General features: G+C 54.9%; 18 protein-coding genes and 1 pseudogene. 17 read left to right on the top strand and 2 right to left on the bottom strand.

Annotated elements, in window-relative coordinates:
• Positions 1 to 62: 62 nt before the first annotated feature.
• Together HMPREF2625_RS09490 and HMPREF2625_RS09485 are read left to right on the top strand one after the other, a co-directional pair.
• Entirely contained in the window at positions 63 to 1946 is a 1884-nt protein-coding gene (locus tag HMPREF2625_RS09490; protein ID WP_070524152.1) for a dynamin family protein, read from the top strand.
• Positions 1943 to 3724 (top strand): dynamin family protein, encoded by a 1782-nt coding sequence (locus HMPREF2625_RS09485; RefSeq protein WP_070524150.1) that lies wholly within the window; start codon positions 1943 to 1945, stop codon positions 3722 to 3724. Before HMPREF2625_RS09490 ends, HMPREF2625_RS09485 begins: the two co-directional genes overlap by 4 nt.
• Before the next feature lie 80 nt (positions 3725 to 3804).
• Here the strand turns inward: HMPREF2625_RS09485 and HMPREF2625_RS09480 are convergent, their stop codons facing one another.
• On the bottom strand, positions 3805 to 4644 hold the full coding sequence (locus HMPREF2625_RS09480) for an IclR family transcriptional regulator (protein WP_244864735.1): 840 nt from the start codon (positions 4642 to 4644) through the stop codon (positions 3805 to 3807).
• A gap of 199 nt (positions 4645 to 4843) precedes the next feature.
• On the opposite strand from HMPREF2625_RS09480, the gene leuC reads away from it, so the two are divergent.
• From leuC to HMPREF2625_RS09450, 6 genes are all read left to right on the top strand, one after another.
• Positions 4844 to 6328, top strand: a complete 1485-nt coding sequence (gene leuC / locus HMPREF2625_RS09475) for a 3-isopropylmalate dehydratase large subunit (protein ID WP_048751508.1) — start codon at positions 4844 to 4846, stop codon at positions 6326 to 6328.
• A gap of 11 nt (positions 6329 to 6339) precedes the next feature.
• Positions 6340 to 6933, top strand: a complete 594-nt coding sequence (gene leuD / locus HMPREF2625_RS09470) for a 3-isopropylmalate dehydratase small subunit (RefSeq protein ID WP_013399252.1) — start codon at positions 6340 to 6342, stop codon at positions 6931 to 6933.
• Between the two features lie 346 nt (positions 6934 to 7279).
• A complete protein-coding gene (gene murA, locus HMPREF2625_RS09465; protein ID WP_004004898.1) occupies positions 7280 to 8713 on the top strand; it encodes a UDP-N-acetylglucosamine 1-carboxyvinyltransferase in 1434 nt (477 codons plus the stop codon).
• Between the two features lies 1 nt (position 8714).
• Complete coding sequence (locus tag HMPREF2625_RS09460; protein WP_070524148.1) at positions 8715 to 9569, top strand: lysophospholipid acyltransferase family protein; 855 nt, start codon at positions 8715 to 8717, stop codon at positions 9567 to 9569.
• A gap of 11 nt (positions 9570 to 9580) precedes the next feature.
• Entirely contained in the window at positions 9581 to 10693 is a 1113-nt protein-coding gene (locus HMPREF2625_RS09455) for an NAD(P)H-dependent glycerol-3-phosphate dehydrogenase (protein ID WP_070524146.1), read from the top strand.
• A 107-nt stretch (positions 10694 to 10800) separates the two neighbouring features.
• Positions 10801 to 11925 carry a D-alanine--D-alanine ligase family protein gene (locus HMPREF2625_RS09450; protein ID WP_070524144.1) on the top strand — a complete coding sequence of 375 codons (1125 nt, stop codon included), beginning with the start codon at positions 10801 to 10803 and terminating at the stop codon, positions 11923 to 11925.
• Positions 11926 to 12049: 124 nt separating this feature from the next.
• Here HMPREF2625_RS09450 and HMPREF2625_RS09445 read toward each other — a convergent pair whose 3' ends face one another.
• The gene (locus tag HMPREF2625_RS09445; protein ID WP_306762169.1) at positions 12050 to 12640 is read right to left on the bottom strand and encodes a DUF3515 domain-containing protein; all 591 of its coding nucleotides are present in this window, start codon (positions 12638 to 12640) and stop codon (positions 12050 to 12052) included.
• A gap of 275 nt (positions 12641 to 12915) precedes the next feature.
• Here HMPREF2625_RS09445 and HMPREF2625_RS09440 point away from each other — a divergent pair, with 275 nt between their 5' ends.
• From HMPREF2625_RS09440 to rnc, 9 genes and pseudogenes are all read left to right on the top strand, one after another.
• Positions 12916 to 14655: a transcriptional regulator gene (locus HMPREF2625_RS09440; protein WP_070524142.1), complete on the top strand. Its 1740-nt coding sequence runs from the start codon at positions 12916 to 12918 to the stop codon at positions 14653 to 14655.
• Positions 14656 to 14736: 81 nt separating this feature from the next.
• Entirely contained in the window at positions 14737 to 15822 is a 1086-nt protein-coding gene (thiL, locus tag HMPREF2625_RS09435; protein ID WP_246826774.1) for a thiamine-phosphate kinase, read from the top strand.
• 55 nt (positions 15823 to 15877) lie between these two features.
• Positions 15878 to 17095, top strand: coding sequence for a DAK2 domain-containing protein (locus HMPREF2625_RS09430; protein ID WP_246826773.1), 1218 nt, complete (start codon positions 15878 to 15880; stop codon positions 17093 to 17095).
• Positions 17096 to 17279: 184 nt separating this feature from the next.
• Positions 17280 to 20567, top strand: coding sequence for an ATP-dependent DNA helicase RecG (locus HMPREF2625_RS09425; protein ID WP_246826772.1), 3288 nt, complete (start codon positions 17280 to 17282; stop codon positions 20565 to 20567).
• Between the two features lie 68 nt (positions 20568 to 20635).
• Positions 20636 to 21253: pseudogene (rsmD, locus tag HMPREF2625_RS09420) on the top strand (16S rRNA (guanine(966)-N(2))-methyltransferase RsmD); the annotation flags it as partial.
• The gene (coaD, locus tag HMPREF2625_RS09415) at positions 21247 to 21744 is read left to right on the top strand and encodes a pantetheine-phosphate adenylyltransferase (RefSeq protein WP_070524136.1); all 498 of its coding nucleotides are present in this window, start codon (positions 21247 to 21249) and stop codon (positions 21742 to 21744) included. The pseudogene rsmD and the gene coaD, both read left to right, overlap by 7 nt.
• Positions 21745 to 21993: 249 nt before the next feature.
• Positions 21994 to 22479 carry a YceD family protein gene (locus tag HMPREF2625_RS09410; protein WP_179958720.1) on the top strand — a complete coding sequence of 162 codons (486 nt, stop codon included), beginning with the start codon at positions 21994 to 21996 and terminating at the stop codon, positions 22477 to 22479.
• A gap of 30 nt (positions 22480 to 22509) precedes the next feature.
• A complete protein-coding gene (gene rpmF / locus HMPREF2625_RS09405) occupies positions 22510 to 22713 on the top strand; it encodes a 50S ribosomal protein L32 (RefSeq protein ID WP_004004885.1) in 204 nt (67 codons plus the stop codon).
• A gap of 17 nt (positions 22714 to 22730) precedes the next feature.
• Positions 22731 to 23417, top strand: coding sequence for a ribonuclease III (rnc, locus tag HMPREF2625_RS09400; protein ID WP_004004884.1), 687 nt, complete (start codon positions 22731 to 22733; stop codon positions 23415 to 23417).
• The last annotated feature ends 48 nt before the right edge of the window (positions 23418 to 23465 follow it).

The following is a 23465-nucleotide window of genomic DNA, read 5'->3' as shown; positions in this document are numbered from 1 at the left end:
TCACAGGAAACACTCTAAGTTTCCTCAGCAAGCATGCAATAAAGTGTGAAACAATAGCGCACGTGCAACACACAAACGATGAGCGTGTATATTCTGCACGCAAACTCCTAGATGAGCTCACTCTACCTCTCGATACCGCTGATGTTACTCGGGCGAGGGAACAAGTGCGTTCTCTGAGTAAACAGTACGACGATTACATTCTGCCGCGGCTTACCGCTTTGGAGGCACCCCTTACCGTGGTAGTTGGTGGTTCTACGGGTGCCGGTAAATCGACTTTGGTGAATACCTTGATGGGAACCCCCGTATCCCGTTCCAGTGCGCTTCGCCCCACCACTCGGCAGCCAATCTTGCTTTATCGTGCTGAAGACTCCGAATACCTGACCCCTGAACGTTTTCTGCCTACCCTAGAACGGCAGGAGATGGCATCTATCTCTGAAACTTCACCACGCCGGAGTGACATTTGGGAGCTGCCAGGTGCCGAACATCATCTGCACGATACGCTTATCAGCGTGCAAACTAGCGCTCTGCCGCGCGGCATCGCCCTGATCGATGCCCCCGATATTGATTCGGTCTCCGACGAGAACCGCAGGCTTGCCAACGAGCTCTTATCTGCCGCCGACCTGTGGCTCTTCGTCACAACTGCTAACCGTTATGCGGATGCCGTACCCTGGGATTTGCTGCATCGCGCTGCCCAGCGGAATATTGCTGTAGCAGTCGTTCTCAACCGAGTTCCCGAAGGGGCTGCGGATGAGATCGAGTCCGACCTTATGCGGATGCTCACCGAAGCCGGTATAACACCGGTTATTCTGCATAGTATCCATGAACAGCCGCGAGACGAACAGGGGATGCTGCCCGCAGAAGCGGTAGCGCCTCTAACATCCTGGCTTGAACAGCTTGGTGCGGATGCGCCAGCCCGTGCAGCGATCGCGCGTCGCACCCTGGCGGGCGCTATCACCGGTGCCGGTAACTCTCTACAAGAACTTGCTGATGCACAAACCCGTCAGGTGGAAACCTACACCGGATTAGAAACTGCGGTGATCTTAGCCTATGAGGATGCGCTCGCCCGTGTGGAAGATTCTCTCACTGACGGCTCATTGCTTCGTGGCGAGGTTCTGGCCCGGTGGCACGATTTTGTGGGAACGGGCGACTTCTTCCGCTCTTTGGAGAACCGCATCGGACGGCTGCGGGACAGGTTTGCCGGAATGTTGACCGGTAAACCGGCAGCGACCACGCGGGTTGAGCAGGCTCTCGAAACGGGTCTGCACGCCGTTGTTCTTGATGCCGCTCAACGTGCGCATGAAACTATCCATCGAAGCTGGGGAGCGGAACGAGCAGGGCGCGTACTCTTACAGGAGATTGACGAGAGCCCGTACCCTCCGCACAGCGCCCAGGCTCGTGCGGAGCTTGATGAGACTATCGCCGCAGAAATACGAGCCTGGCAAAGTTCTGTACTTGATATGATCCGTGCTGAAGGCAGCGGCAAACGCCAGCGAGCGCGCGTGCTCTCCCTGGGAGTTAACGCGACAGCGGTGCTGCTCATGATGGTGGCTTTTTCGGCGACTGGCGGACTCACCGGCATCGAAATTGGTATTGCGGGAGGATCTGGGGTCGTTGGATCTAAGCTTCTTGAATCGGTCTTCGGTGAGGACGCTGTGCGCCGCATGGCGACTCGCGCTCGCAGTGATCTAGTGGCACGCCTAGAAACCCTGCTCAAACGGCAATCCGAAGATTACCGGCAGGTGCTTTCTTCCCGTGAACCGCGCATACAGCCGGACGAAATTCGTGTCGCTGCCGAACAGCTTCATGAATTAGGTCAAGAACTAGATCATGATCCCTTGGCTCGACGTGAAGACTCGCTTCAGAACTCGGGGCTTGTTCAGCACATGCATGACGATACAACACAGCCATTACCTGTTAAGAACTCTCGCCAGGAGCACACACGATGAACTCATCTTTAGCATCCGCTACGCCGCGCGGGTCTTTTGAAGAACGTGCGCTTCGCCTTCACGATGCGCTCGGCCTGGGTCTTGACGTTATTCCTGATACCGTGCAGGAGAACGCATCCGCAACGCTGAGCCGTGTCATGGAACGTCGGCAGCTTTCGGCAGAACACACTGTAATTGGTTTTTTCGGGGCCACCGGAAGTGGAAAATCCACCCTTTTCAATACCATTGCTGGGATGCCCCTGGCACGTACCGCCGTTACACGACCGACTACCTCAGAAATTCAGGCGGCGATTTGGGGACGGGACGGAAGCGAAGAGCTTCTGGACTGGCTTAAGATCGAACATAGGGTCTATCCCGAGGAGAACGAATCGATACGCCAGATTCATACCCAAACACAAAATTCGGCGGCAGATTTTGCAGCACCCCACGAAATCGTAGAGCCCGTTCCTGGCATGTGGAATAAGCTCAAAACGGCGGTTGGGCGCGGGCAGACCCGCACACGATCTGGCGGGCTGATCCTGCTGGATCTGCCCGACCTTGACTCGGTAGCGCATCACCACCGGGAGCAGGTAGAGCGCATGCTCTCCTATGTGGATGTGTTGGTGTGGGTCCTCGACCCCCAAAAGTATGCGGATGCGGCGGTGCACCACGATTTTCTGGCTCCTCTCTCCACTCGTGGACATCGCATGGTATGCGTTCTGAACCAAGCAGATACCCTAGATTCCCATGAGGTTCCACAAGTACTTGATGCGCTCACGGAGCTTTTAGAAGCGGACGGTATTACGCCTCTGCTCATTACAGCCCCATTTGCACTCTCGGCGCATACCGGCGAAGGCGTTTCTGCCCTGCGGTCGTTGTTAGGACGTGTGGCGGCTGAGAAAAATGCGGCGTATGAGCGTACTGAGGCGCAGCTATATGCGATTCGCCGTGATCTTGCAGCCTATAAGGGCGGTGAAGTACCTCTTCATGAGCCTGACTACGCTGTTGATGAGCTGACGGAAGGCTGCTTTCAAGCCTGCGGGGCTGTTGAAGTTCTTGATGCTGCAGAAGCCTCGTATCGTCGTCGTGCCGTTGCCAACACAGGATGGATAGCTACGCGGTGGGTTGCTAAGTTCCGTGCCGACCCGCTTAAGCGTCTGCATCTTGGAGACGATACTGCGGGGATCCAGAGCGCGAGTGAATCTGCACCACAGAAATCTCCGATGCATCTAACGGCTAGTTCGTTACCACCGCTTACTGCAGCTCAGCAGGCAGCATTAGCTCAGGCCGCGCGCGGTTATGGTGAGTCTGTAGCCCAAAATATTGAAGCTCCCTGGAAGCAACGTATCCAGAACGCCGCCTTGACCCGAGAACAGGATTTTCCGGAGGCCTTTGAGAGGGCGATCGCGCGTGTAGACTACAACACTACCCAGTCACGTTTCTGGTGGAAGCTACTTAACGCGGTGCAATGGATTGCATTTCTAAGCCTTTTGGGAGGCGTAGCCTGGCTGACGGTAATGGCATTTGCAAGCTACCTGCAGATACCTCTGCCGCCTGCGCCCGTACCCGAAGGATCCCCTGTGCCGGTGCCCACACTTCTACTTATCTTGGGGGTGCTTTTAGGGATCCTGGGTGCCGTATTGGGTAGGGCACTGGTGAATGTGAGTGCTCGTGCATACCGGCGCTCCTTGCGAACGCGTATGATCCAACAGTGCGAAAACGCGGCACAGCAGGTTATCGTGGCGCCCGTATTGGCAGAATGCGAGAAGCTCAGGCGTTATAGGCAGGCTCTGACATAAGAATGAACATCTAAACAGCATTGAAGGGTGTGGAACCAACTAGTCGGTTCCACACCCCTCTATGGTTTTGACCTAAGCTACTATACGTTCCGAAGCGCTTGTGAAATCTTATGAGCCGCATCAACAACGACCTCGGCGTATTTGCGACCGGGCTGCATACCGAGTCTTTCGATAGGACCGGAAATAGAAACGGCTGCAATAACTTTGCCCGACGGTGAACGCACAGGGGCAGACACGGAAGCCGTGCCGCGCTCGCGTTCACCTGCCGACTGCGCCCACCCTAATCTGCGCACGGAAGCGAGCATGGCAGCGCTGAAATAAGCGTCTTGCAGACCCTCAACAAGGCGGTTCTGGTCTTCCCATGCCAAGAGAACCTGGGCGGCGGAACCAGCCTTCATGGAGAGCTGCGTTCCTATAGGAATTGAATCATGCAGTCCAACGGGACGTTCTGCGGATGCTACGCATACGCGCCAGTTTCCCTGACGCCGGTAAACCTGTGCCGACTCGCCGGTTACATGGCGAAGCTGATTTAAAACCGCTCCTGAAGCCGCTAAGAGGTGATCGGCACCAGCCGCATTTGCCAGTTCCATCAGGCGAGGACCCAGCATAAATCGCCCCTGAACATCGCGTGCCACCATACGGTGGTGAGAGAGCGCCACTGCCAAACGATGCGCCGTTGGACGGGCTAGCCCGGTGGCCTTAACAAGCTGCCCCAGCGTGACCGGACCAGCCTCTAGGCATGAAAGAATAAGCGCGGCTTTATCAAGTACCCCCACGCCAGAGGAGATGTTTGGTTCGACCTCAACAACCTGTTGGTCATCCGTGAGAGTATGGGGAGTCTTCAAAGGAGTCGAAAGCCCCGACGTATCGCGAGGGTGACGTGCTCCAGGCAACGGTGTAGACGATGGTGCAGATGTCATAACTCTAGTTTAGCTCAGTGCATCTCAAAATGTGGAAGATAGGGCGCACTTCATAGACTCTTCCTCTGAACCTGCCCATGATGGAGGAACCCTGAATACCAAATTTTTGAAATATATTCCAGGGCAAGAATATATGTGTTATAAGGCACTATATATCTATGATTGGCGGAAAGCCCGCCATATCAAAGCAGGAGGAAAAATGGCAGGGGACAATACTGCTGCGACAAGCGCTATACCCACATCTGTGAAGCGCCCGCGTACTCTCGCCGAAAAAGTCTGGGAGAACCACGTCGTGGTGCCCGGGCAAGATGGCAAACCCGACCTTCTCTATATTGACCTGCATCTTCTGCATGAGGTGACCTCGCCCCAGGCTTTTGAAGGGCTACGCCTCGAAAACAGGCCCCTGCGCCGTCTCGACTTGACGATCGCAACTGAAGATCACAATACCCCCACCGAAAATATTTTCTCGACCATTGCTGATATTACTTCGCGAACCCAGATCGAAACCCTGCGTCGTAACACCGCGGAATTTGGCGTGCGCCTTCATCCGCTCGGCGATATCGAACAGGGTATCGTACACGTAGTCGGCCCGCAGCTGGGATTGACCATGCCCGGAATAACCGTCGTCTGTGGTGACTCGCACACCTCAACCCACGGGGCTTTCGGTGCACTTGCCTTCGGCATCGGCACCTCTGAGGTTGAGCACGTGATGGCAACCCAAACCCTGCCGCTGGCGCGCTTTAAAACAATGGCAATCAATGTCGAAGGAACCCTAAAACCTGGAGTAACCGCCAAAGATATTATTCTTGCCGTTATCGCTCAGATCGGTACCGGAGGTGGGCAGGGATACGTACTCGAATACCGCGGTTCCGCGATACGCTCCTTGTCTATGGAAGGGCGTATGACCATCTGCAATATGTCGATTGAGGCAGGCGCGCGTGCGGGTATGGTAGCTCCCGACGAGACTACTTTCGAGTATGTTAAAGGACGCCCTCACGCACCCAAGGGGCAAGATTGGGAGGATGCGCTCGCCTACTGGAAGACCCTTCCCACCGACGAAGGGGCTGTTTTCGACAAAGAAATCTTTATTAATGCAGACGAGCTTGAGCCCTTCGTTACCTGGGGAACAAACCCGGGTCAGGGTGTGCCGCTGAGCCAAGCGGTTCCCGCACCTGAAGACTTTGAGGATGAAAACGACCAGGCAGCCGCATCCCGTGCCCTGGAGTACATGAACCTTAAAGCTGGAACTCCCATGAAAGATATTCCGGTGGACGTCGTATTCTTAGGTTCGTGCACTAACTCACGCATTGAGGATTTGCGTGCTGCCGCCGAAATCATTCGTGGGCGTACCCTTGCCTCAGGCGTGCGTATGATGGTCGTTCCCGGCTCACAGAAAGTTCGCGCACAGGCCGAAGAAGAAGGCCTAGATAAAATCTTCAAGGACTTTGGGGCAGATTGGCGCTTTGCCGGATGCTCTATGTGCTTGGGCATGAACCCCGATCAACTGGCGCCGGGGGAGCGATGCGCATCCACCTCGAACCGCAACTTTGAGGGACGCCAGGGTAAAGGCGGACGAACCCATCTTGTCTCGCCGCTAGTCGCTGCCGCAACGGCGGTTCGCGGAACCCTCTCATCACCTTCTGACTTAGAACCACACGCAGACAATGCCCCTGCGGCGGCGTAAAGGAGAACATTGTGGAACCAATTATTAAACACACCGGAATTGGTGTTCCTCTGCGCGTCTCGAACGTGGACACCGACCAAATTATCCCGGCGGTTTACCTCAAACGCGTAACGAAAACAGGCTTTGACGATGCCCTCTTTGTGAATTGGCGTAAGAACCCCGAATTTGTTCTGAACCAAGAACCTTATAAAAATGGGTCAGTGCTGGTGGCGGGCCCCGATTTTGGCACAGGGTCCTCGCGTGAGCACGCGGTCTGGGCGCTTAAGGATTACGGGTTTCGAGTCGTTATATCGTCACGATTCGCCGATATTTTTCGTGGTAACTCAGGTAAACAAGGACTCGTTGCCGCTCAGGTGGCTCAGGATGATGTCGAGTTGATTTGGAAGGCTCTTGAACGGGAACCCGGTACCGAAATTACCGTTGATTTAGAAAATAAGACGGTAACTGTGGGTGCCCTCGTGGTGCCTTTCCAGATTGATAATTATGTACGCTGGCGTTTGATGGAAGGGCTTGACGATATCGGGCTTACCCTTCAGAACATTGAGGCCATTAAAGACTACGAGGCGCGCCGCCCCGCATGGATGCCTCGGACTCAGGAAGTCTAGTCTGGATACTCGGTGAGGTGCGTACCCTGTGACATCAGGGTACGCACCTCACCGAGTATTACGGGGTGTATCAGATACACATTTATCGGTATGTTGCTGGGGTTTGATGGTTATATGAGGTGGTTCTTCGAGGAAGTTTATGAGCGGCATCTTTGAACTATCTCGATAAACATCGCGAAGCACAGGTTCTACACAGCTCTTCCGTTTGTAGCAGCCCGTTCGAGAACGTAAAATGATAGCTTGAAAGTCTGTGCAGACCTATTAATAATTCGTTAATGGCGCCGGACCTCAGCACTAACAGCAGTTCTTGTCGGCCCCACCGAGCCGACCGTTCGAAGGATTAGTTATGTCCCTTAACATCAGCGAACTTCGCATTGAGGGTGGTACCCCTCTTAAAGGCGAAGTCCACGTTCGAGGCGCCAAAAACCTCGTACCTAAAGCGATGGTAGCAGCGTTGCACGGATCCACCCGTTCGACCTTGCGTAACGTACCAGACCTAAGCGATGTTGAGATTGTAACTACCCTTGTTGAACTTCACGGTGCGAAAGTTAACTATGATCCTGAAGCCGGTATTCTCACATTAGATCCCGCCCAGGACGCGAAGACTGCGGCCGATAACGCTGAAGAGATTCAACTCTTCGGCGGTAACTCACGTATTCCGATCCTGATGGTAGGTCCGCTTCTGCACACGCTCGGTACCGCGCGTATCCCTAATCTAGGTGGATGCAAAATTGGTGATCGTCCTATCGATTACCATATGGATGCGCTCCGTAAATTTGGTGCCGTCGTTGAGAAAGATGATGAAAGCGGCACTACTCTGAACGCTCCCGATGAAGGCCTGCACGGTGCTGAAATCGAACTCAATTACCCCTCCGTAGGGGCTACCGAACAGGTTCTTCTGACTGGTGTGCGCGCCCGCGGCACCACGGTTTTGAAGAACGCCGCTATTGAGCCCGAGATTATTGATCTTATTGCGGTTTTGCAGAAGATGGGTGCAATCATCTTCATTAACGAAAACCGCACCATTATTATTGAGGGGGTTGACGCCCTAACCGGGTACGACCACACCGCCTTGGCAGACCGCAATGAGTCCGCTTCCTGGGCATCCGCCGCGTTGGCAACCGGCGGAGATATTTTTGTGCGCGGCGCTTCACAGAAGGATATGACTGCTTTCCTCAACCAGTTCCGGAAGATGGGCGGTGAATTCGAGGTTACCCCGGAAGGAATCCGCTTTACTCACCCCGGCGTGATTACCCCCGGCGCAGAGCTGAACCCTATCGTGTTTGAGACCAACGTGCACCCCGGTTTTATGACCGACTGGCAGCAGCCGCTTGTCGTTGCGCTCACGCAGGCAAAAGGAACTTCTATTGTGCACGAGACCGTGTACGAAGAGCGTTTTGGGTTTACTAATGCCCTCAAACAGATGGGCGCCGATATTGTGGTTATGCGCGATTGCATCGGCAGCGAGTTTTGTCGTTTCCACGGTAAGAGCTTCGGGCACTCCGCTATTATTAGCGGCTCTACCCCGCTTAAGGCCGCTGACATTGAGGTTCCCGATCTGCGCGGTGGATTCTCGCATATTATCGCCGCTCTAACAGCAGAAGGTACATCCCACGTTACGGGTGTTGAAATTATCGCGCGCGGTTACGAGAACTTTGAAAAGAAACTCGAAGCTCTGGGCGCAAAGTTTGAGGTACTTGCCCGCAAACAGAGCAAGACTCCTAAGCCCGATGCAGAAATTGAGATTGTTGTGCCAGAAGAGGTTGAGGTACAGGGCTAGTATGAGCGGTCAACAGGGGAAAAAAGCACTACCCACACTTGAGCCTACCCCTCAAGGAGATAAGCTCTTTAAGGTTCTTGGTAACGCTGCGCGCGTGGTGTATAAAGGCATAGCCCGCATCGAAATTATCGGGAGCGAGAACTTCCCGACCGACCGAGGCTATATCGTGGTTGCTAACCATTCCACCGAGATAGACCCTGTAACCGTTGCACTCCCTATCTTCAATAACGGAGTCTTCCCGCGGTTTTTAGCGAAGGACTCTTTGTTCCGAGCGCCCGTTCTGGGATATATTATGCGTAAAATGGCGCATATTCCCGTGATACGCGGCTCTGTAGACGCTCGCAAGGCGCTTATTACTGCCCGTAAAGTTGTAGAGGCTGGCGGCGCTGTAGTGATTTACCCTGAGGGAACAACTACCGGTGATCCTGAGGGTTGGCCCATGCAGGCCCGTACGGGTGCTGCCCGTCTTGCCCTCGCAACTGGTGCTCCCGTAGTACCGGTGGCGCACTGGGGCGATGAGCAGATTCTTGGGTATGACTACGAAACCGTGGATGGTGGCCGCGTCAAAGAGCATCGTAAGGTTTCCCTATTTCCCCGTAAAACGGTCAAAGTGAAGGTGGGTAAGCCTCTCGATATCGCCTCTTTAATCGATGATCCTTCGCCGGAGGCAAAGCATACGCGTACTGAGCTTGGGGTCGTGACCGACGCTATGCTTGATGCAGTGACCGAACTGCTGGAAGATATACGTGGTGAAAAGGCTCCAACCGGTCGTTGGAATCCCCGAACCAAGCGTCGTGAAGCTCCCGGTGAAATGACCGGGATAGCTGGTAACCTGGGCGAACCGGATCCTAAATAGGAGGCGAGGTTATGGCTCTTTTCACGAATTCCGCTGACAACAGCGAACCGGCTCCACGTAAGGTATTAAAAATTGCAATCTTGGGTGCGGGAAGCTGGGGGACAGCATTCGCCAAAATTGTGGCTGATTCGGCGCGAGAAAATAAAACGGGCGTGCAGGTAGTCCTTATTGGCCGCAGCGAACAAGCGATGGCAGAGTGCTCTCAGACTAGGGAAAATAGTAAATATTTTCCGGGGATGAAGCTACCCGAGAACCTGGAATTCACGGCGGATGCTCCTACCGGGCTCACTGGCGCCGATTTGGTGGTACTGGCTTTACCCTCACAGGTGCTACGTTCGCAGCTTCAACTTTATGCCCGCTATATTGAGCCGCATGCCCTGCTGGTTTCGCTTGCAAAGGGATTAGAAACCGGTACCGGTTTGCGCATGTCCCAGGTGATTACCGAGGAACTTGAGGAAGCCTTGGCGATGCGCGGCGCAGACATCCGCACTATCGGGCATATACCGCATCGGGTATGCGTGCTTTCAGGGCCGAATCTTGCTACTGAGATTATGGGGGAGGAGCCCACCGCCTCTGTAGTCGCAGCACGCACACTGCCTATCGCAGAAATTGTCGCGCAGGCTTGTGCCTGCAGCTATTTCCGCCCCTACACGAATACCGATGTGGTGGGTACGGAAATCGGTGGTTTGGTGAAGAACGTGATCGCCTTGTGCGTCGGCATCTGTGAAGGCCGCAATTACGGTGATAACTCCAAAGCCTCAATCATGACGCGCGGACTTGCCGAAATTACTCGTCTTGCGGTCGCACTGGGTGGTGAAGCAGCAACAATGAGCGGGCTTGCGGGGATGGGAGATTTGATTGCTACCTGTTCATCGCCGCTTTCACGAAATCATACTGCCGGGCGTCTACTTGCCGAAGGGGTAAGCCCAGATAAACTCAGCGAACATATGAGCCAGACAGCGGAATCCATCAAATCAGCCCCCGTCGTAGCGCAATTGGCACGCCGTCACGGAGTCGAAATGCCTATCGTGGAAGCGGTCGTTGCTGTCCTGACTGGACGCATCGAGATCGGACAGCTGGCACCGCTGCTACTGGGACGGCGCCTGAAACACGAAGGCCATTAACATCGAGATCTTCCGCAAGAAAATTTTTGCGGCAGATAAAACAACTAATACAGCACGTGTGCGCAGACATGGGCGCTTGAGGGGCGCCCTCTTACGAAGGAGATACAATGACCGAAAACGCACAGAAGAAAACTGTTGCTCTACTGTGTGGCGGACGTTCTTCGGAACACCCTATTTCTCTGATTACTGCCGTAGGCGTGCTAGGCGCCATTGACAGCAGCGTCTACGACGTGGTGACTATTGGCATTACAAAAGATGGTCGTTGGTATTTGACGAATCTGGAAGAGCTGAGTGCACTTCTCGACGCTGCCCCTGCACATGCAGAGTTTACAGGTGGTTCGCACCAGGTTTTCCTGCCTCTTGGAGCCGGGGATTCGCGAGTGCACCTAGTAGATGCTGACGGAAATCTTGAGTACGGTCCTGCCCTTGACGTGGTATTCCCCCTCATACACGGTCCTTTCGGCGAAGACGGAACAATTCAGGGTCTTCTGGAACTCGCTGAGTTGCCCTATGTAGGATGCGGCGTGACGGCATCAGCCGTAGGTATGGATAAGCACTTTATGAAGGTTGCATTTGAGTCGGCTGGGCTGGAGGTCGGGCCTTATGAGGTGGTGACCGATCGCCAATGGACTCATGAGCGCGAGGAATCGCTTAAACGTATAACCGCCCTTGGTTACCCCATGTTCGTTAAACCTACGCGTGCGGGTTCTTCTTTTGGCATTACCAAAGTGGATAAATTTGAGGAACTTGTTCCGGCTATCGAAGAAGCGCGCCTCCATGACGCAAAGATTATTGTGGAAGCTGGCATTGTGGGGCGTGAAATCGAGTGTGGCGTCTTAGACGGTCACCACGGTGATATGCCGCGTGCATCATACCCTGGCGAAATCGAGGTTGTTGATGAGGACCACGGTTTCTATGATTTTGATGCTAAATATATCTCAAAGTCTTCGGCAGTTACCCGGTGCCCCGCCGATTTACCGAAGGATATGCAGGAGCGTTTGCGTGCTCTGGCGGTTAAGGCGTTTTTGGCCCTTGACGGCGAAGGATTATCCCGCGCAGATTTCTTCTACACCCCGGATGGTCGTTTGGTGATCAACGAGGTGAACACTATGCCAGGATTTACCCCGATTTCAATGTACAAAACCATGTGGGAAAACACCGGAATTTCCTATACCGAACTGATTGATGAACTGCTGACTCTTGCACTGGAGCGTCCTTTAGGGCTGCGCTAATGAAGTCTTAAATAGAGAAGGAAATTCCAGTGTTAGAGCCCTCAAGACCTCAGGTTTTGGGGGCTCTAAAATTTGCGTTTGCGTGAAGCGAACTGACGGTAAGGATCCAGAGGTCTTGAATCCTCTATTTTCCGGTTTTGACACCGTTGAGAGTATCGTTGATGTTCGTGCATTTCTTCTGAGACGGAATTTGTTTGACCGCCGAGTTGAGCTCAGCAAGAAGAGTTGATGATGAAACCTTATCTGCGTCGAAGGTTACTTCAATGGCGGGCGTTCGTCCGTACGTGGTTGCCGTCCACGTTCCCGTCGCACGGTTTTCAGGGCCTGCAGCGGCGGAGGAAGACGCTGAGACTGGCGGTGTCGAGTTCTCTGGCGCATTCTTGGGACGCAGCACCCAATCAATCCCATTGACCTCAGCGCATGGGTCCGATACGGGTTCCTGAACGGTAACACCGCATTTGAGAATCACGGAGGCTGGTTCGCCCCAAGCGGTCGTTCCTTGCGCCGTAGTTTCACGCTGCTGTAGGCCAACGAGTTTTTCTGGCATAGCAACCATCGCATAAGCGCATACAGGGTTGGCGGCATCTGGAGCCGGATCAAGATTGACGTTGCCCGCTCCACACGCGCTGAGCGACAGCACCCCGGTGAGCGCAAGACCCAAGCCTGCTCGCTTCGCTGGGGACATGACGAAAAAGTTAAAAGACGTAAAAGTCACTCTCTCATTCTAACGTACGGTATATTCACTGGCGTGTCGCAGAAACATAGCGCGGCAGATCAGAGGAAAGCAAAAATTTGAATACCAATTTAAAGCTCAAAGTCACGACAATTTGCCCATAGTCCAGGTACCATGAAAGTAACAGTTAATAGTTGATCGTGAAAAGATTCTTAAAATTCGATAAACTTTTGAGAGAAGCACATCCTTGTTATTTAGGGTGTAGACTCACCCAAGCACGCATATTGTTCGGTAGCTATTCGGTATAAGGACACTTTTTGGGAAACAGACAATGCAAAGTAGCGTCGGCTAGCCTAGCGACTGCATTGATTGCATTCGGTAGTGTGCCGATCGCCGCAACGCTGACACAGGAGGCACGTGGCGCTTCCGGGAAGGTCGCAAACCATCCTGCGACCTCTGAGGCTGCCGCGCCCGGTCAAGCTATCACGCAGCCTGCCGTACCAGCTACCTTCGCAGCTTTAGGTCAGAAAAATGCCGTGACTCCTATGCCCATGCCGTCTGCAACCGCTACCTTGACTATGTACGGCATGGCCTCGGGCAACGTGACCTATGCTGCTCAACCCGCCGTTGCCCTGCAATCGGAATCTCCCATTGCAGGTGCCGAGTTTGCCGCTGCACCTCCGCTTGACTATGACCAGCAGGACGACGAGATTTCTGAGGCTACCGAGACCCCTGCGCAACGAGCTACCCCGGCTCAGAAAACTGATGAAGATAAAGCGGAAGTTCAGCCTGTCACCCCCGAATATGAGAGTCCACAGGCGCAGCCTTATGATGCCGAAGTTCCTACTGAGGATTCTGAAACAGAAGCTATAACTCCAACTCCTGCTGCTCCCGTTCAGAACCTTCCTGCTGAGGACGCTGAGGCAGCTTCCCCGGATCTCGGAGAAGAACCAGCGGCTACTCCTGTGACGCCTACTCCGGCTCCTACAGATCAGACTCCGGTGAATCCCGCACCAGTAACCCCTACGCCCACACCGGTTAATCCGACCCCGGTGAACCCGGAGCCTGTGCCTGCCAACCCTACTCCTGTAACGCCTACTCCGGCTCCTACAGATCAGACTCCGGTGAATCCCACACCGGTCCCGGCGAACCCTACGCCTACACAGGCCAACCCGACACCAGTTAACCCTGCGCCTGATCCGGTACCGACCATTGTGCCTAGTCCGGATCTGACTCCGGTTAACCCTGCTCCGGTGAATCCCACACCGGTCCCGGTGAACCCTACGCCTACACAGGCCAACCCGACACCGGTGTATCCTACCCCCACTCCCGTAACACCGGCTCCGGCTAAGCCAACACCCGTGACCCCCGCACCGGTCCCGGTCTCTCCGACCCCGTCGCCCGTAACACCTACTCCTGCAGACCCCGCACCCGCACCGTCTCAGGATCCTGGGTGGACCCCTGCGCCTTCGGAGCAGCCTACTAGCCAGCCTGTTCCGTTCCCGAGCCCAAGTGCTTCCGAATCGGCAGCTCCAACTCCTAGCCCGAGCCCTTCGGGGCATGGAAACCCGGGGTCTGACGATTCGCCAGCTCCAGATGCCAGCCCTTCGGCAACGCCGTCGAGCAATGTCTCTCCAGCACCCGCGCCGTCTACATCCGCTGAACCCTTCCCCAATAGCATCGCGACGTTGGGGCGTTTTGCAACAAATTCAGGGTTCCCCAATGCGTTCCCCGGCGCTGCGGACTGGGTACAGGGATATTTGTCCCGTGGAGAGAACGCCCGGAACGGCTCGCCAACTTTGAGAATGGCGAACCCACAGGAGTCTAGAAACGGTTCTTATTCTGTTCCATCTGCTGTGAACCCGGTTGCTCGTCCGCCCGCAACGTCCGCTGGTTCGCAAGCGCAACGGAACGGCGATAGCCCTAAGAGTGTTCAGGAACGTTCAACGGATTCTCGTGGCCCTGGACTCTCAGGTTTCGTGCCGTTGGCGTTCTTTTCCCTGCTAATTCTTGCGATTACCATTGTGGCGATTCGGTACTTTATCCGTGCCAGGTAACAGGGTATGGGCGATTATTGGGGAATGATCCCTCGGACCAAAAAGCATAAAGCACGGGAAAGTTCACTCCGGAAGAGCACATTGGCTCAGCTGGGGGAGTCCCGTGTTTTGCAATTGTTTATGCCCATGCTGGATGAGCATAACCGCTCCGTAATCCAGGTTGTCTCCGCACATGGGCAGGAACCGGTGCTTGAAGTAGGTCCCGGTGACGACTGCGCAGTGCTCACGGGCGATAACCGACGCACGGTTATCACCACAGATACTCTGGTACATGGGCAAGATTTTCTCGATATCTGGCCTGCCGGTCCGCGTAGCGGCGGTTACGAAGTAGGGTGGAAAGCCACCACCCAGAATCTTGCCGATATTGCGGCTATGGGTGCTGAGCCCGTTAGCCTTTTTGTATCTCTAAGTCTGCCGCCCGAAACCCCCTATGGTTGGGTTGAAGACTTTGCCCGCGGTATCCTCGACTCGCTGCATGCATGCGGCGCTACAGTCTGTACGGTGGGCGGCGGTGATCTAGGCAGCGCACGTGATGCCAGCGTTACCATAACGGCTGTTGGACGATGCGAGAACCCTGTGCTGAGGTCTGGGGCGCAACCGGGAGATACCGTAGCTTTGGCGGGCTGTACCGGGTGGGCTGATGCAGGGCTGCGGTTACTGACAACCACAGGCTCTCTCGACTCGATAGAGCAGCTGCCTTCCACGCAGAAAGAACGTATCGAACGCGCTGTTACCCATCAGCTAAGGCCCGTATCGCCCATACCCGCAGGGCGACGCGCTGCAGCATACGGTGCCAACGCAATGCTAGACCTTTCAGACGGACTCGTTAAAGACGCGCGTCGAATTGCCGAAGCATCCGGCGTCGATATCGTGTTCAATGATCCTGCGATTACAGAGCTGGCACGTGAGCTGGTACCAGTGGCAAGTCTTATTCTTGAGCATCAGCCCCATAACGATCATGGTGATTCTGCGGTCAGCCTGGCCCGTGAATGCGTTCTGGGCGGTGGCGAGGACCACGGGCTTTTAGCATGTTTTCCGGCGGGTGCCACGATTCCTGAGGGATTTGTCGCTTTAGGCTCTTGCAGTGCTCAAGAACGGAGTGCATCACGAATTTTGTGCGATGGATATGAGCTCCAAAACTATGGTTGGGAACATTACCGAGCATAACCGTCGTATGCTAGAAAGAGCACGGTTACCCAACCCCGGATGGGAAGGATACGTTATGACGAGCGAGCACTTTGCCGCACAAACCCCGCTTAACTTCGGGGTCACGTGGATTGGCGAGGCGCTCTCAACGGTGCGAGTATATTGCGACACACTTAACTCTCTGAACGCTTTCCCTGTTCCCGACCAGGACACAGGCTCGAATTTGGTACACACTTTAGAGGCCCTCAATAAGGCCTTTAGTGAGGAGCTTGATACCCTTCTGCATGATCTTCACGCTCTCACGACGGATATACAGAGCGTTAACCAACGTCTGGGTGAAATCTATGAGAACGCTCTCGTGCAAGCTAGTCGGATGGCTCGCGGCAATTCTGGGACGCTCCTGTGTGCCTGGGCGTTGGAGGCAGTGCGTACCTACTGGAATTTTCCCGGCCGTCTAGCAGAAGAGCTGGGCGAAGAGGCACATAATCTGCCGCTTCTTCAGGAACTTGAGGCGATGTACCGCGAAATACCCGTTACGGAAACCGGTACACGCGAGAGCGCGTACCGTGAGAGCTATGCGTTAGCGCTTGCCGCTGAACGAGTACGCCGTATTATTGCGGATGAAAGCCTAGAGCAGGGCACTATGGTAGCGATTATGGTTGCGCTCGCAGATTACCGTTTTCACTATCGTGCAGGATCGGAGCTCACCGATGTGACGGCACGTGCAGAGTTTCGTCGCGCCACGATGCGCCGAGCGCTTGAGGGCACGGCGCAGAATCCGCCGCTGCCAGAACTCAAGGGATACGTAGATGCAGGTGCCCTAGGCTTTTATTTGGCAGCGGTACAATCAAATCCGCGCTGGATGAGCTCGCGTATGCCTGAGCAGGAGGTTTATGCCTTGGCGGAGCCTCCTACAGATGTTACAAAGCCGAACAGTACGTCTGCTCGGAAAGCGCGAAAGACCGAAGGAACGAAGGACCAGGCAGAGCATCATACTGATGCGACCGGTACTCGGGAAAGCCCAGGGTCAACCTGGGAAATCATGGGGACGCTAACTATAGACCCCCTTACTCTCGTGCAGCTTCGAGCAGAATTAGAAGAGCTTGGTGACTCGCTGTTGCTCACCCCGCTCGATTTTAAGAACAATATGTGGACCTTACACGTGCATGTGCCGTCTTTGGAAGAAGCCCGCAAAGTTATCGCTCACTACGGTGTATTAGCGGACGAACGAGTAAGCTCGCTGACTGTTCACGAGGACGAGAGCGCCGCACCATCGTGTTCTCAAGATTTCTAGAGCCTGCGTTCACGGGGAGGGTGGGCAATCAGGACATGCGTTGCATGGTGACATGAGCTGACGGGGTTCGTAGCGTGCCCCAAATGTGCAACGGTAGTATTAAACCTACGCTACGTCTTATATGTCCGTTCGAGCCGAAGGTATTCGGGTTGGCGGAGTGCTGCGAGCAGAAAGGAGGGAAAACGTGTCACCTCAAAACTCGAAAGAAGCGCATGATGAGGGCGCGACTCCCAGCCTTTTTGCTGATGAATTTTTAGAAAGCGGTTTTGGACAGGCCAAGAAAGCTGCCAAACAGCAAACAACCGATACCGAGCATTCTGACCCTAAATCATCTGCCATTCTCTCTGAAGACGAACTTGTAGCCCATGAATATGTAACGGTTCGCGACCTTGCCGAGTATGCACGCGGCACTAAAACGTTAGCGGAGCTCTCCACCCTCGCGCATCAGCGTGAAAGTTCGGAGTATCAGCGTATTGTGGATGCTCTGAGTGCTTCTTTGGGTGCGGCAGCTCAAAGCATGGACACAGCGGAATTGTACGACCTTGCCGATATTGCGTATACGGCGCGTACCGAAGCACCGTCCCAGCGTGGAACGTCTATCCGAGGAAAAACCAAGAAGAGCACACAAACAGCATCGCAAAAACCAGCAGCTAAGGGAGCGAAACCCCCACGAACCAATCCAAAAAATTCTACGCATAAGCAATTAAGTACGGATATCTCTCCGGAGAAAAACAATAATCTTGCTTCTCTTGTAGAAGAGCCTCATCATGAAAAGGCCGAACCGAAGAACGCCGTAAAGACACCGGGAAAGAAACCTTCGCGCAAGAAAACCGCCGATCCAAAGAAAACAGATAAGCCAGCCGCGCGAGTGCGGAGTATAAAATATAATTCGGACTCTTCTCAAGAGCAAGAAAAGCAACAGCAACGTGCTGCACGGTCGCGGGCTTTAGCACACTATAACGATGAGAAACGCCTGGAAAACGCACCCTTAACACGCTACTTGTCAGCGGCAACGGCACGCGCCCTCAAAACTCACCTGAGCATAAGCACGGTGGGGGAGCTGCTGGAATATTTTCCACGGAAGTATCTGCCTCGCGGAGAACTTAGCCGGTTTGCCGACCTTGTTGAGGGACAGGACGTGACAATTATCGCCAGGGTCACGAACGTTTCGACCCGAACCATGGCGGCACGCAGAGGAAAAATCACCGAAGTCACGATTACCGATACCCTTGCAGAATCCGACCAGAATTCGGTCGATAGTTCTTCATCAGGTACCTTCGCCGTACGCGAGGGCAGGGCCAATACATCGCAACGAATGCCTGCGGGTAAAGCCAACCCGCGCGTGAGCGGATTAGCCGCGCCTTCCGCCGGTTACTCGGGCTATGCTGATTCCTACGGACAACAGAACGGCGGAAATGATCTTTTCGGAGTTCCGCAGTATAGTTTCGGCGGTTCAGGTGTACCAGGAACCGGGCGGGTGGGCTCCACCATGAAGCTTTCCTTTTTCAACGCATGGACCGCGGCACGCGAGATCCACGCTGGTGAAACCATGATGTTCTCCGGGAAGGTAGGGATTTATCGCGGGGAGTATACGCTGACAAACCCGCATTACGCCCTGCTTTCAGACGACGGAAATGCGAACGCCCCCGAACGGGCCGAGGCGCCCATACCCGTTTATCGTGCTCCGGTAAAACTGCCAACGGATCGCATCGCGACCGCTATTGCTCAGCTCATCGAATCTGTGCCCCTAAAAGAACTTGAAGACCCGGTACCGTATAAAATACGCCGCGCCCGAAAAGTCCCTTCGCTGGAGTGGACCTATCGCGCCCTGCACACTCCCGATAGTGAGGACACCTGGCGCGCCGCTCAAGCTCAGATGCGCTACCGAGAAGCCTTTGTTCTGCAGAGCGCCTTGGCCCGGTTACACGCCGCACGTGCCGCCCACGCCACCGTGGCCCGGCCCGCCCTGCCGGATGGGGCAGCAGATGCTCTGCTGAAGGTGCTTCCCTATGAGCTCACCGAGGGGCAGCAACGAGTGGGCAAGGAAATTTCCCGTGATCTCGCCTCACCGTCACCCATGAATCGGCTTCTACAAGGCGATGTCGGCTCGGGCAAAACGGTGGTAGCCCTTCGCGCTATGCTTCAGGTAGCCGACTCTGGTGGGCAATCCGCGATGCTCGCACCCACCGAAGTGCTCGCCGAACAGCATTTCCGTTCGATTCTCGATATTCTCGGGGATTTAGCGGATACCGAGGGCATACCGGGATATGAGACTACGCTTTTTCACCCCCAAAACCGAAAAGAAAGCAAAAAATCCGCGCATCGCGTGCGGGTTAGGCTACTCAGTGCCTCAATGCCTAGTGCACACAAGCGTGCCGTACTCGCCGAGATCGCTGACGGCACCGCCGACGTGGTAATCGGAACCCACGCCCTGCTTTCGGACACGGTCACCTTCCGCGACCTTGGCATGGTTGTGGTCGATGAACAGCACCGTTTCGGCGTGGAACAGCGTGACTCTCTGCGTGGGAACAACGGCGAGCTGCCGCATCGTCTGGTGATGACGGCAACCCCCATTCCGCGTACCGTCGCCATGACCGTGTTTGGCGACCTTGATGTTTCCGTACTCGATCAGCTACCCGCCGGACGGCAACAGACCGCAACCCATGTGGTGCCGCTTGCCGAAAAACCGACCTGGGCAGATCGCCTGTGGACACGCGCTCGCGAAGAGATCGATGCAGGGCACCAGGTCTACGTGGTAGTTCCCAAAATTGGCGATGACGATGAAGAACTTGAAGAAGGCCAGCAGCTCTTCGGCGATGCCGGGCGTGAAGGTTCTCAGAGCTCTGACGGCAAAATACGCCTGACCTCCGTGACCGCGATGACCGCCTATCTAAAACAGAATCCGGCGCTGACCGGAACCCGGATTGCAAGCCTGCATGGGCGCATGGACCCCGAGGAAAAAACTGCTGTAATGACCGCGTTTGAACGCGGCGAGATAGATATTCTGGTGAGCACCACTGTTATTGAAGTGGGTGTGAACGTACCGAACGCAACCCTCATGATGATTATGGACGCCGATCGCTTCGGTATTTCCGGGCTGCACCAGCTTCGCGGCCGCGTGGGGCGTGGCGGTTTTGCCGGAACCTGCCTGCTTGTTACCCGGCAAGAAGCGGGAGGGGCATCTCGTGAACGTCTAGATGCGGTAGCGGCCACCACCGACGGGTTTAAACTTTCGCAGATAGACCTGCAGCAGCGCCGTGAGGGTGATATCCTAGGTGCCGCGCAGTCCGGGAAGAAGAGTACCCTTAAGTTCCTGAGGGCTCTCGCCGACGCAACCATTATTGAGCGCGCTCGTGAGGATGCGCGGGCGCTGATCACGGCGGATCCCACGCTGGCGAAGCATCCGAACTTGGCACGTACAATTGACCGGGCGCTTGATGCCGACCGTGAGGCATTTTTGGGGCGTGGCTAACACACGGGTTTGGCGGTTTTGTCACCTTGGGGATCCGCCACTAGAGACTATCGACGAACAGACGTGAGGAACGCATGAGCCGTATTATTGCCGGAACCGCTGGTGGTCTACGCCTTGCCTCGGTGCCGGGGGAGAACACTCGTCCCACAACCGACCGAGTGAAGGAATCACTTTTCTCGAAGCTGGAGAGCTATGGCGTTGTGCAGGGGGCACGTGTTCTTGATGCTTATGCCGGATCGGGTGCCCTAGGGTGCGAGGCGCTTTCGCGGGGTGCCGCATCCGTCGAGTTCGTGGAGAAGCATCCCAAGGCATGTGAGGTTACCCGCCGAAATGTTGCGGTAACGTCGAAAACTGCAACCGGCGTTACCCGAGTGACTCAGGGGAGCGCGCAAAGCTATGTAGCGGTCCATAGCGGCCCCTGGGATCTTGTATTTCTTGACCCTCCATATGCGTTTACACAAGATCAGATTCTCGATATTTTGCATGTCATCGCCCCGAATCTAGCGGAGGGTGCCATCGTGGTCGTGGAGCGTTCTTCGCGCGACGCGGAACCCGCGTGGAAATCTCAGCTGCGCCGGTTTGCAATGAAGAAATATGGCGAGACAGTGCTGTACTATCTTGAACCAGATGAATCATATGCGGATACTGGTTCTGAACCCGCCGAAAGCGAGAATGCTTCATGTTAGCTATCTGCCCCGGATCGTTTGACCCGATTCATCACGGGCACCTAGAGATTATTGCTCGTGCCTCTGCGCTCTTTGATGAGGTGATCGTGGGGGTCGCGCATAACTCCTCTAAAAAATACCTTTTTTCTCTGCAGGAGCGAGTGAACTTGGTGGAGCGTTCCCTCGCGGAGCGCGGTATTACCACCGTGAAGGTTGAGGTTATTCCGCCGGGGGTACTTTTAGCACAGTGGGCTCAGGAACACGGGGCACAGGTGCTTGTTAAGGGTCTTCGTTCGGGGGCGGATTACGAGTATGAGGCTCCAATGGCGAGTATGAACCGCCATTTGGCAAACTTGGAGACGGTGTTCTTGGCGGGAGAGGACCGTTTCGGCGGGGTGTCTTCGACGATTATCCGTGAGGTTGCATCCTTAGGCGGCGACGTTTCGGTTTATGTGCCGCGTGTGGTTTCAGATGCGCTCGTCGCTAAGCACTCACAGGCTTCGGACCAATAACACGATTGCGTAGTTTTATGCGCGATTCTCCCATGATCGAAGGCGTCTTTCCTGGGTTTGCGCATATTTTATGTGAATTTTGATGCGTCGAATGTCATAGTTTGCCGCCCAAACCTTGATTAACGGCGGTTGAGGGGATAGAATATCTCTTTGGTTTAAGCATTTTGTATAAGGAGATATGCCATTTCACCTCAAAACTCCTCTGATTTGGTGGTGTCAGTCAAAAATCTGGTGCACCGTCCCGGATCTATGGAAACCCTCGACGAGGTTGTACAGGCACCCGCTGAGATGGGTAATGCCCTGATTGGTGTACAAGAAGGCACCGACATGGACCTGAACATTCGGCTGGAGTCGGTAGTAGATGGTATCCTGGTAAGCGGCACAACCGTAGTGGATGTACACGGCGAGTGTAGCCTATGTTTGGATCCGATTGATTACGAAATGTCGACCAACATACAAGAGCTTTTTGTTTTCGAGAAGGCCCCCTCTGGCGGCCCCGAAGACGAAGACGATGAGCAGTATGCCGTTGAAGGTGAATCTATTGACCTTGAGCCGGCACTGCGGGATGCAGTAATCCTTCAACTGCCGTTCCAGCCCGTCTGCCGGGAAACCTGCCAGGGACTGTGCTCTGAATGCGGAGCGCGCCTGGAGGAAGACCCCGGGCATCATCACGAGGTGTTGGATCCGCGCTGGTCAGCCCTACAGGGCTTGCTGAGCGAGGATACCGAAAACTAAATTGTTGTTACGAGAGAATGAGAGATAGCTGTGGCTGTTCCCAAGCGCAAGATGTCCCGCGCTAACACCCGCGCGCGTCGTTCCCAGTGGAAGGCATCTGTGCCGCCGCTGGTTAAGACTGTTGAAAACGGTCGCGTGACTTACAGCCTGCCTCACCAGGCAAAGGTTGTAACCGACGCTGCAGGCAATGCCCTGTTCCTGGAATACAAGGGCCGTAAGGTCGCCGACGCTTAATCACGCGAGTATTCCTGATGACTAACATTCCTAGCGAAGCTGGGGAGTTGCTTGAACGTCTCGGTGTCGATATTGACGCCGAGACGTTTTTGCTGTCTCTCACGCACCGTTCCTACGCCTTTGAAAACCCCGGAGTAGAGCATAATGAACGCCTAGAGTTCCTGGGGGATTCTGTACTTTCTCTCGCCATCGCCGAGGAAGTGTACCGCCGCCACCCCGAACTTCCCGAAGGTGAGCTCGTGAAACTGCACCATGTGGTGGTTTCGGCTCCCGCTTTGGCAATAGCCGCCCGTAAACTAGAGCTGGGTAAGCATATCCGTTTAGGCAAGGGGGAAAGGCTTACGGGAGGTGCCGATAAAGATTCGATTCTTGCCGACACCATGGAAGCTATCTTTGGAGCCACATACATCAGCTTGGGGCGGGAAGCCGCCCGTGAGCTCGTCCTGCGGTTGATTGCGCCCATGTTAGAAGACGAGCAAATTCTCAATTCCGGACGCGACTGGAAAACCGATCTGCAGACGTTGGTAACCTCGCGGTCTTGGGGAGATGTAACCTACGAGATCGAAGCAGAAGGCCCCGACCATGCTCGCGTGTATACTGCCCGCGCTATCGTGGCAAAGCAGACCGCGGGTACCGGAAGCGGACCTAGCAAGAAGGAAGCAGAGCGTCTCGCCGCAGAAGCTGCGTATCGCATACTAGTCTAAAAATAAGTTTGCGCCGCCCGGTGGGAGAAACTAGCTCTTGCGCCGAGT

The sequence above is a fragment of the Rothia sp. HMSC064D08 genome (assembly GCF_001809525.1).
Lineage (GTDB): Bacteria > Actinomycetota > Actinomycetes > Actinomycetales > Micrococcaceae > Rothia > Rothia dentocariosa.
The sequence above is the reverse complement of the archived record's forward strand: the minus strand, read 5'-3'. Positions and strand labels throughout refer to the sequence as shown.

Coding starts and splice junctions, on each gene's coding strand:
- HMPREF2625_RS09410 (WP_179958720.1), top strand. CDS start 21,994: ATGGAAACCCTCGACGAGGTTGTACAGGCACCCGCTGAGATGGGTAAT.
- murA (WP_004004898.1), top strand. CDS start 7,280: ATGTCCCTTAACATCAGCGAACTTCGCATTGAGGGTGGTACCCCTCTT.
- HMPREF2625_RS09485 (WP_070524150.1), top strand. CDS start 1,943: ATGAACTCATCTTTAGCATCCGCTACGCCGCGCGGGTCTTTTGAAGAA.
- leuC (WP_048751508.1), top strand. CDS start 4,844: ATGGCAGGGGACAATACTGCTGCGACAAGCGCTATACCCACATCTGTG.
- HMPREF2625_RS09460 (WP_070524148.1), top strand. CDS start 8,715: ATGAGCGGTCAACAGGGGAAAAAAGCACTACCCACACTTGAGCCTACC.
- HMPREF2625_RS09450 (WP_070524144.1), top strand. CDS start 10,801: ATGACCGAAAACGCACAGAAGAAAACTGTTGCTCTACTGTGTGGCGGA.
- HMPREF2625_RS09455 (WP_070524146.1), top strand. CDS start 9,581: ATGGCTCTTTTCACGAATTCCGCTGACAACAGCGAACCGGCTCCACGT.
- HMPREF2625_RS09480 (WP_244864735.1), bottom strand. CDS start 4,644: ATGACATCTGCACCATCGTCTACACCGTTGCCTGGAGCACGTCACCCT.
- HMPREF2625_RS09430 (WP_246826773.1), top strand. CDS start 15,878: ATGACGAGCGAGCACTTTGCCGCACAAACCCCGCTTAACTTCGGGGTC.
- coaD (WP_070524136.1), top strand. CDS start 21,247: ATGTTAGCTATCTGCCCCGGATCGTTTGACCCGATTCATCACGGGCAC.
- rnc (WP_004004884.1), top strand. CDS start 22,731: ATGACTAACATTCCTAGCGAAGCTGGGGAGTTGCTTGAACGTCTCGGT.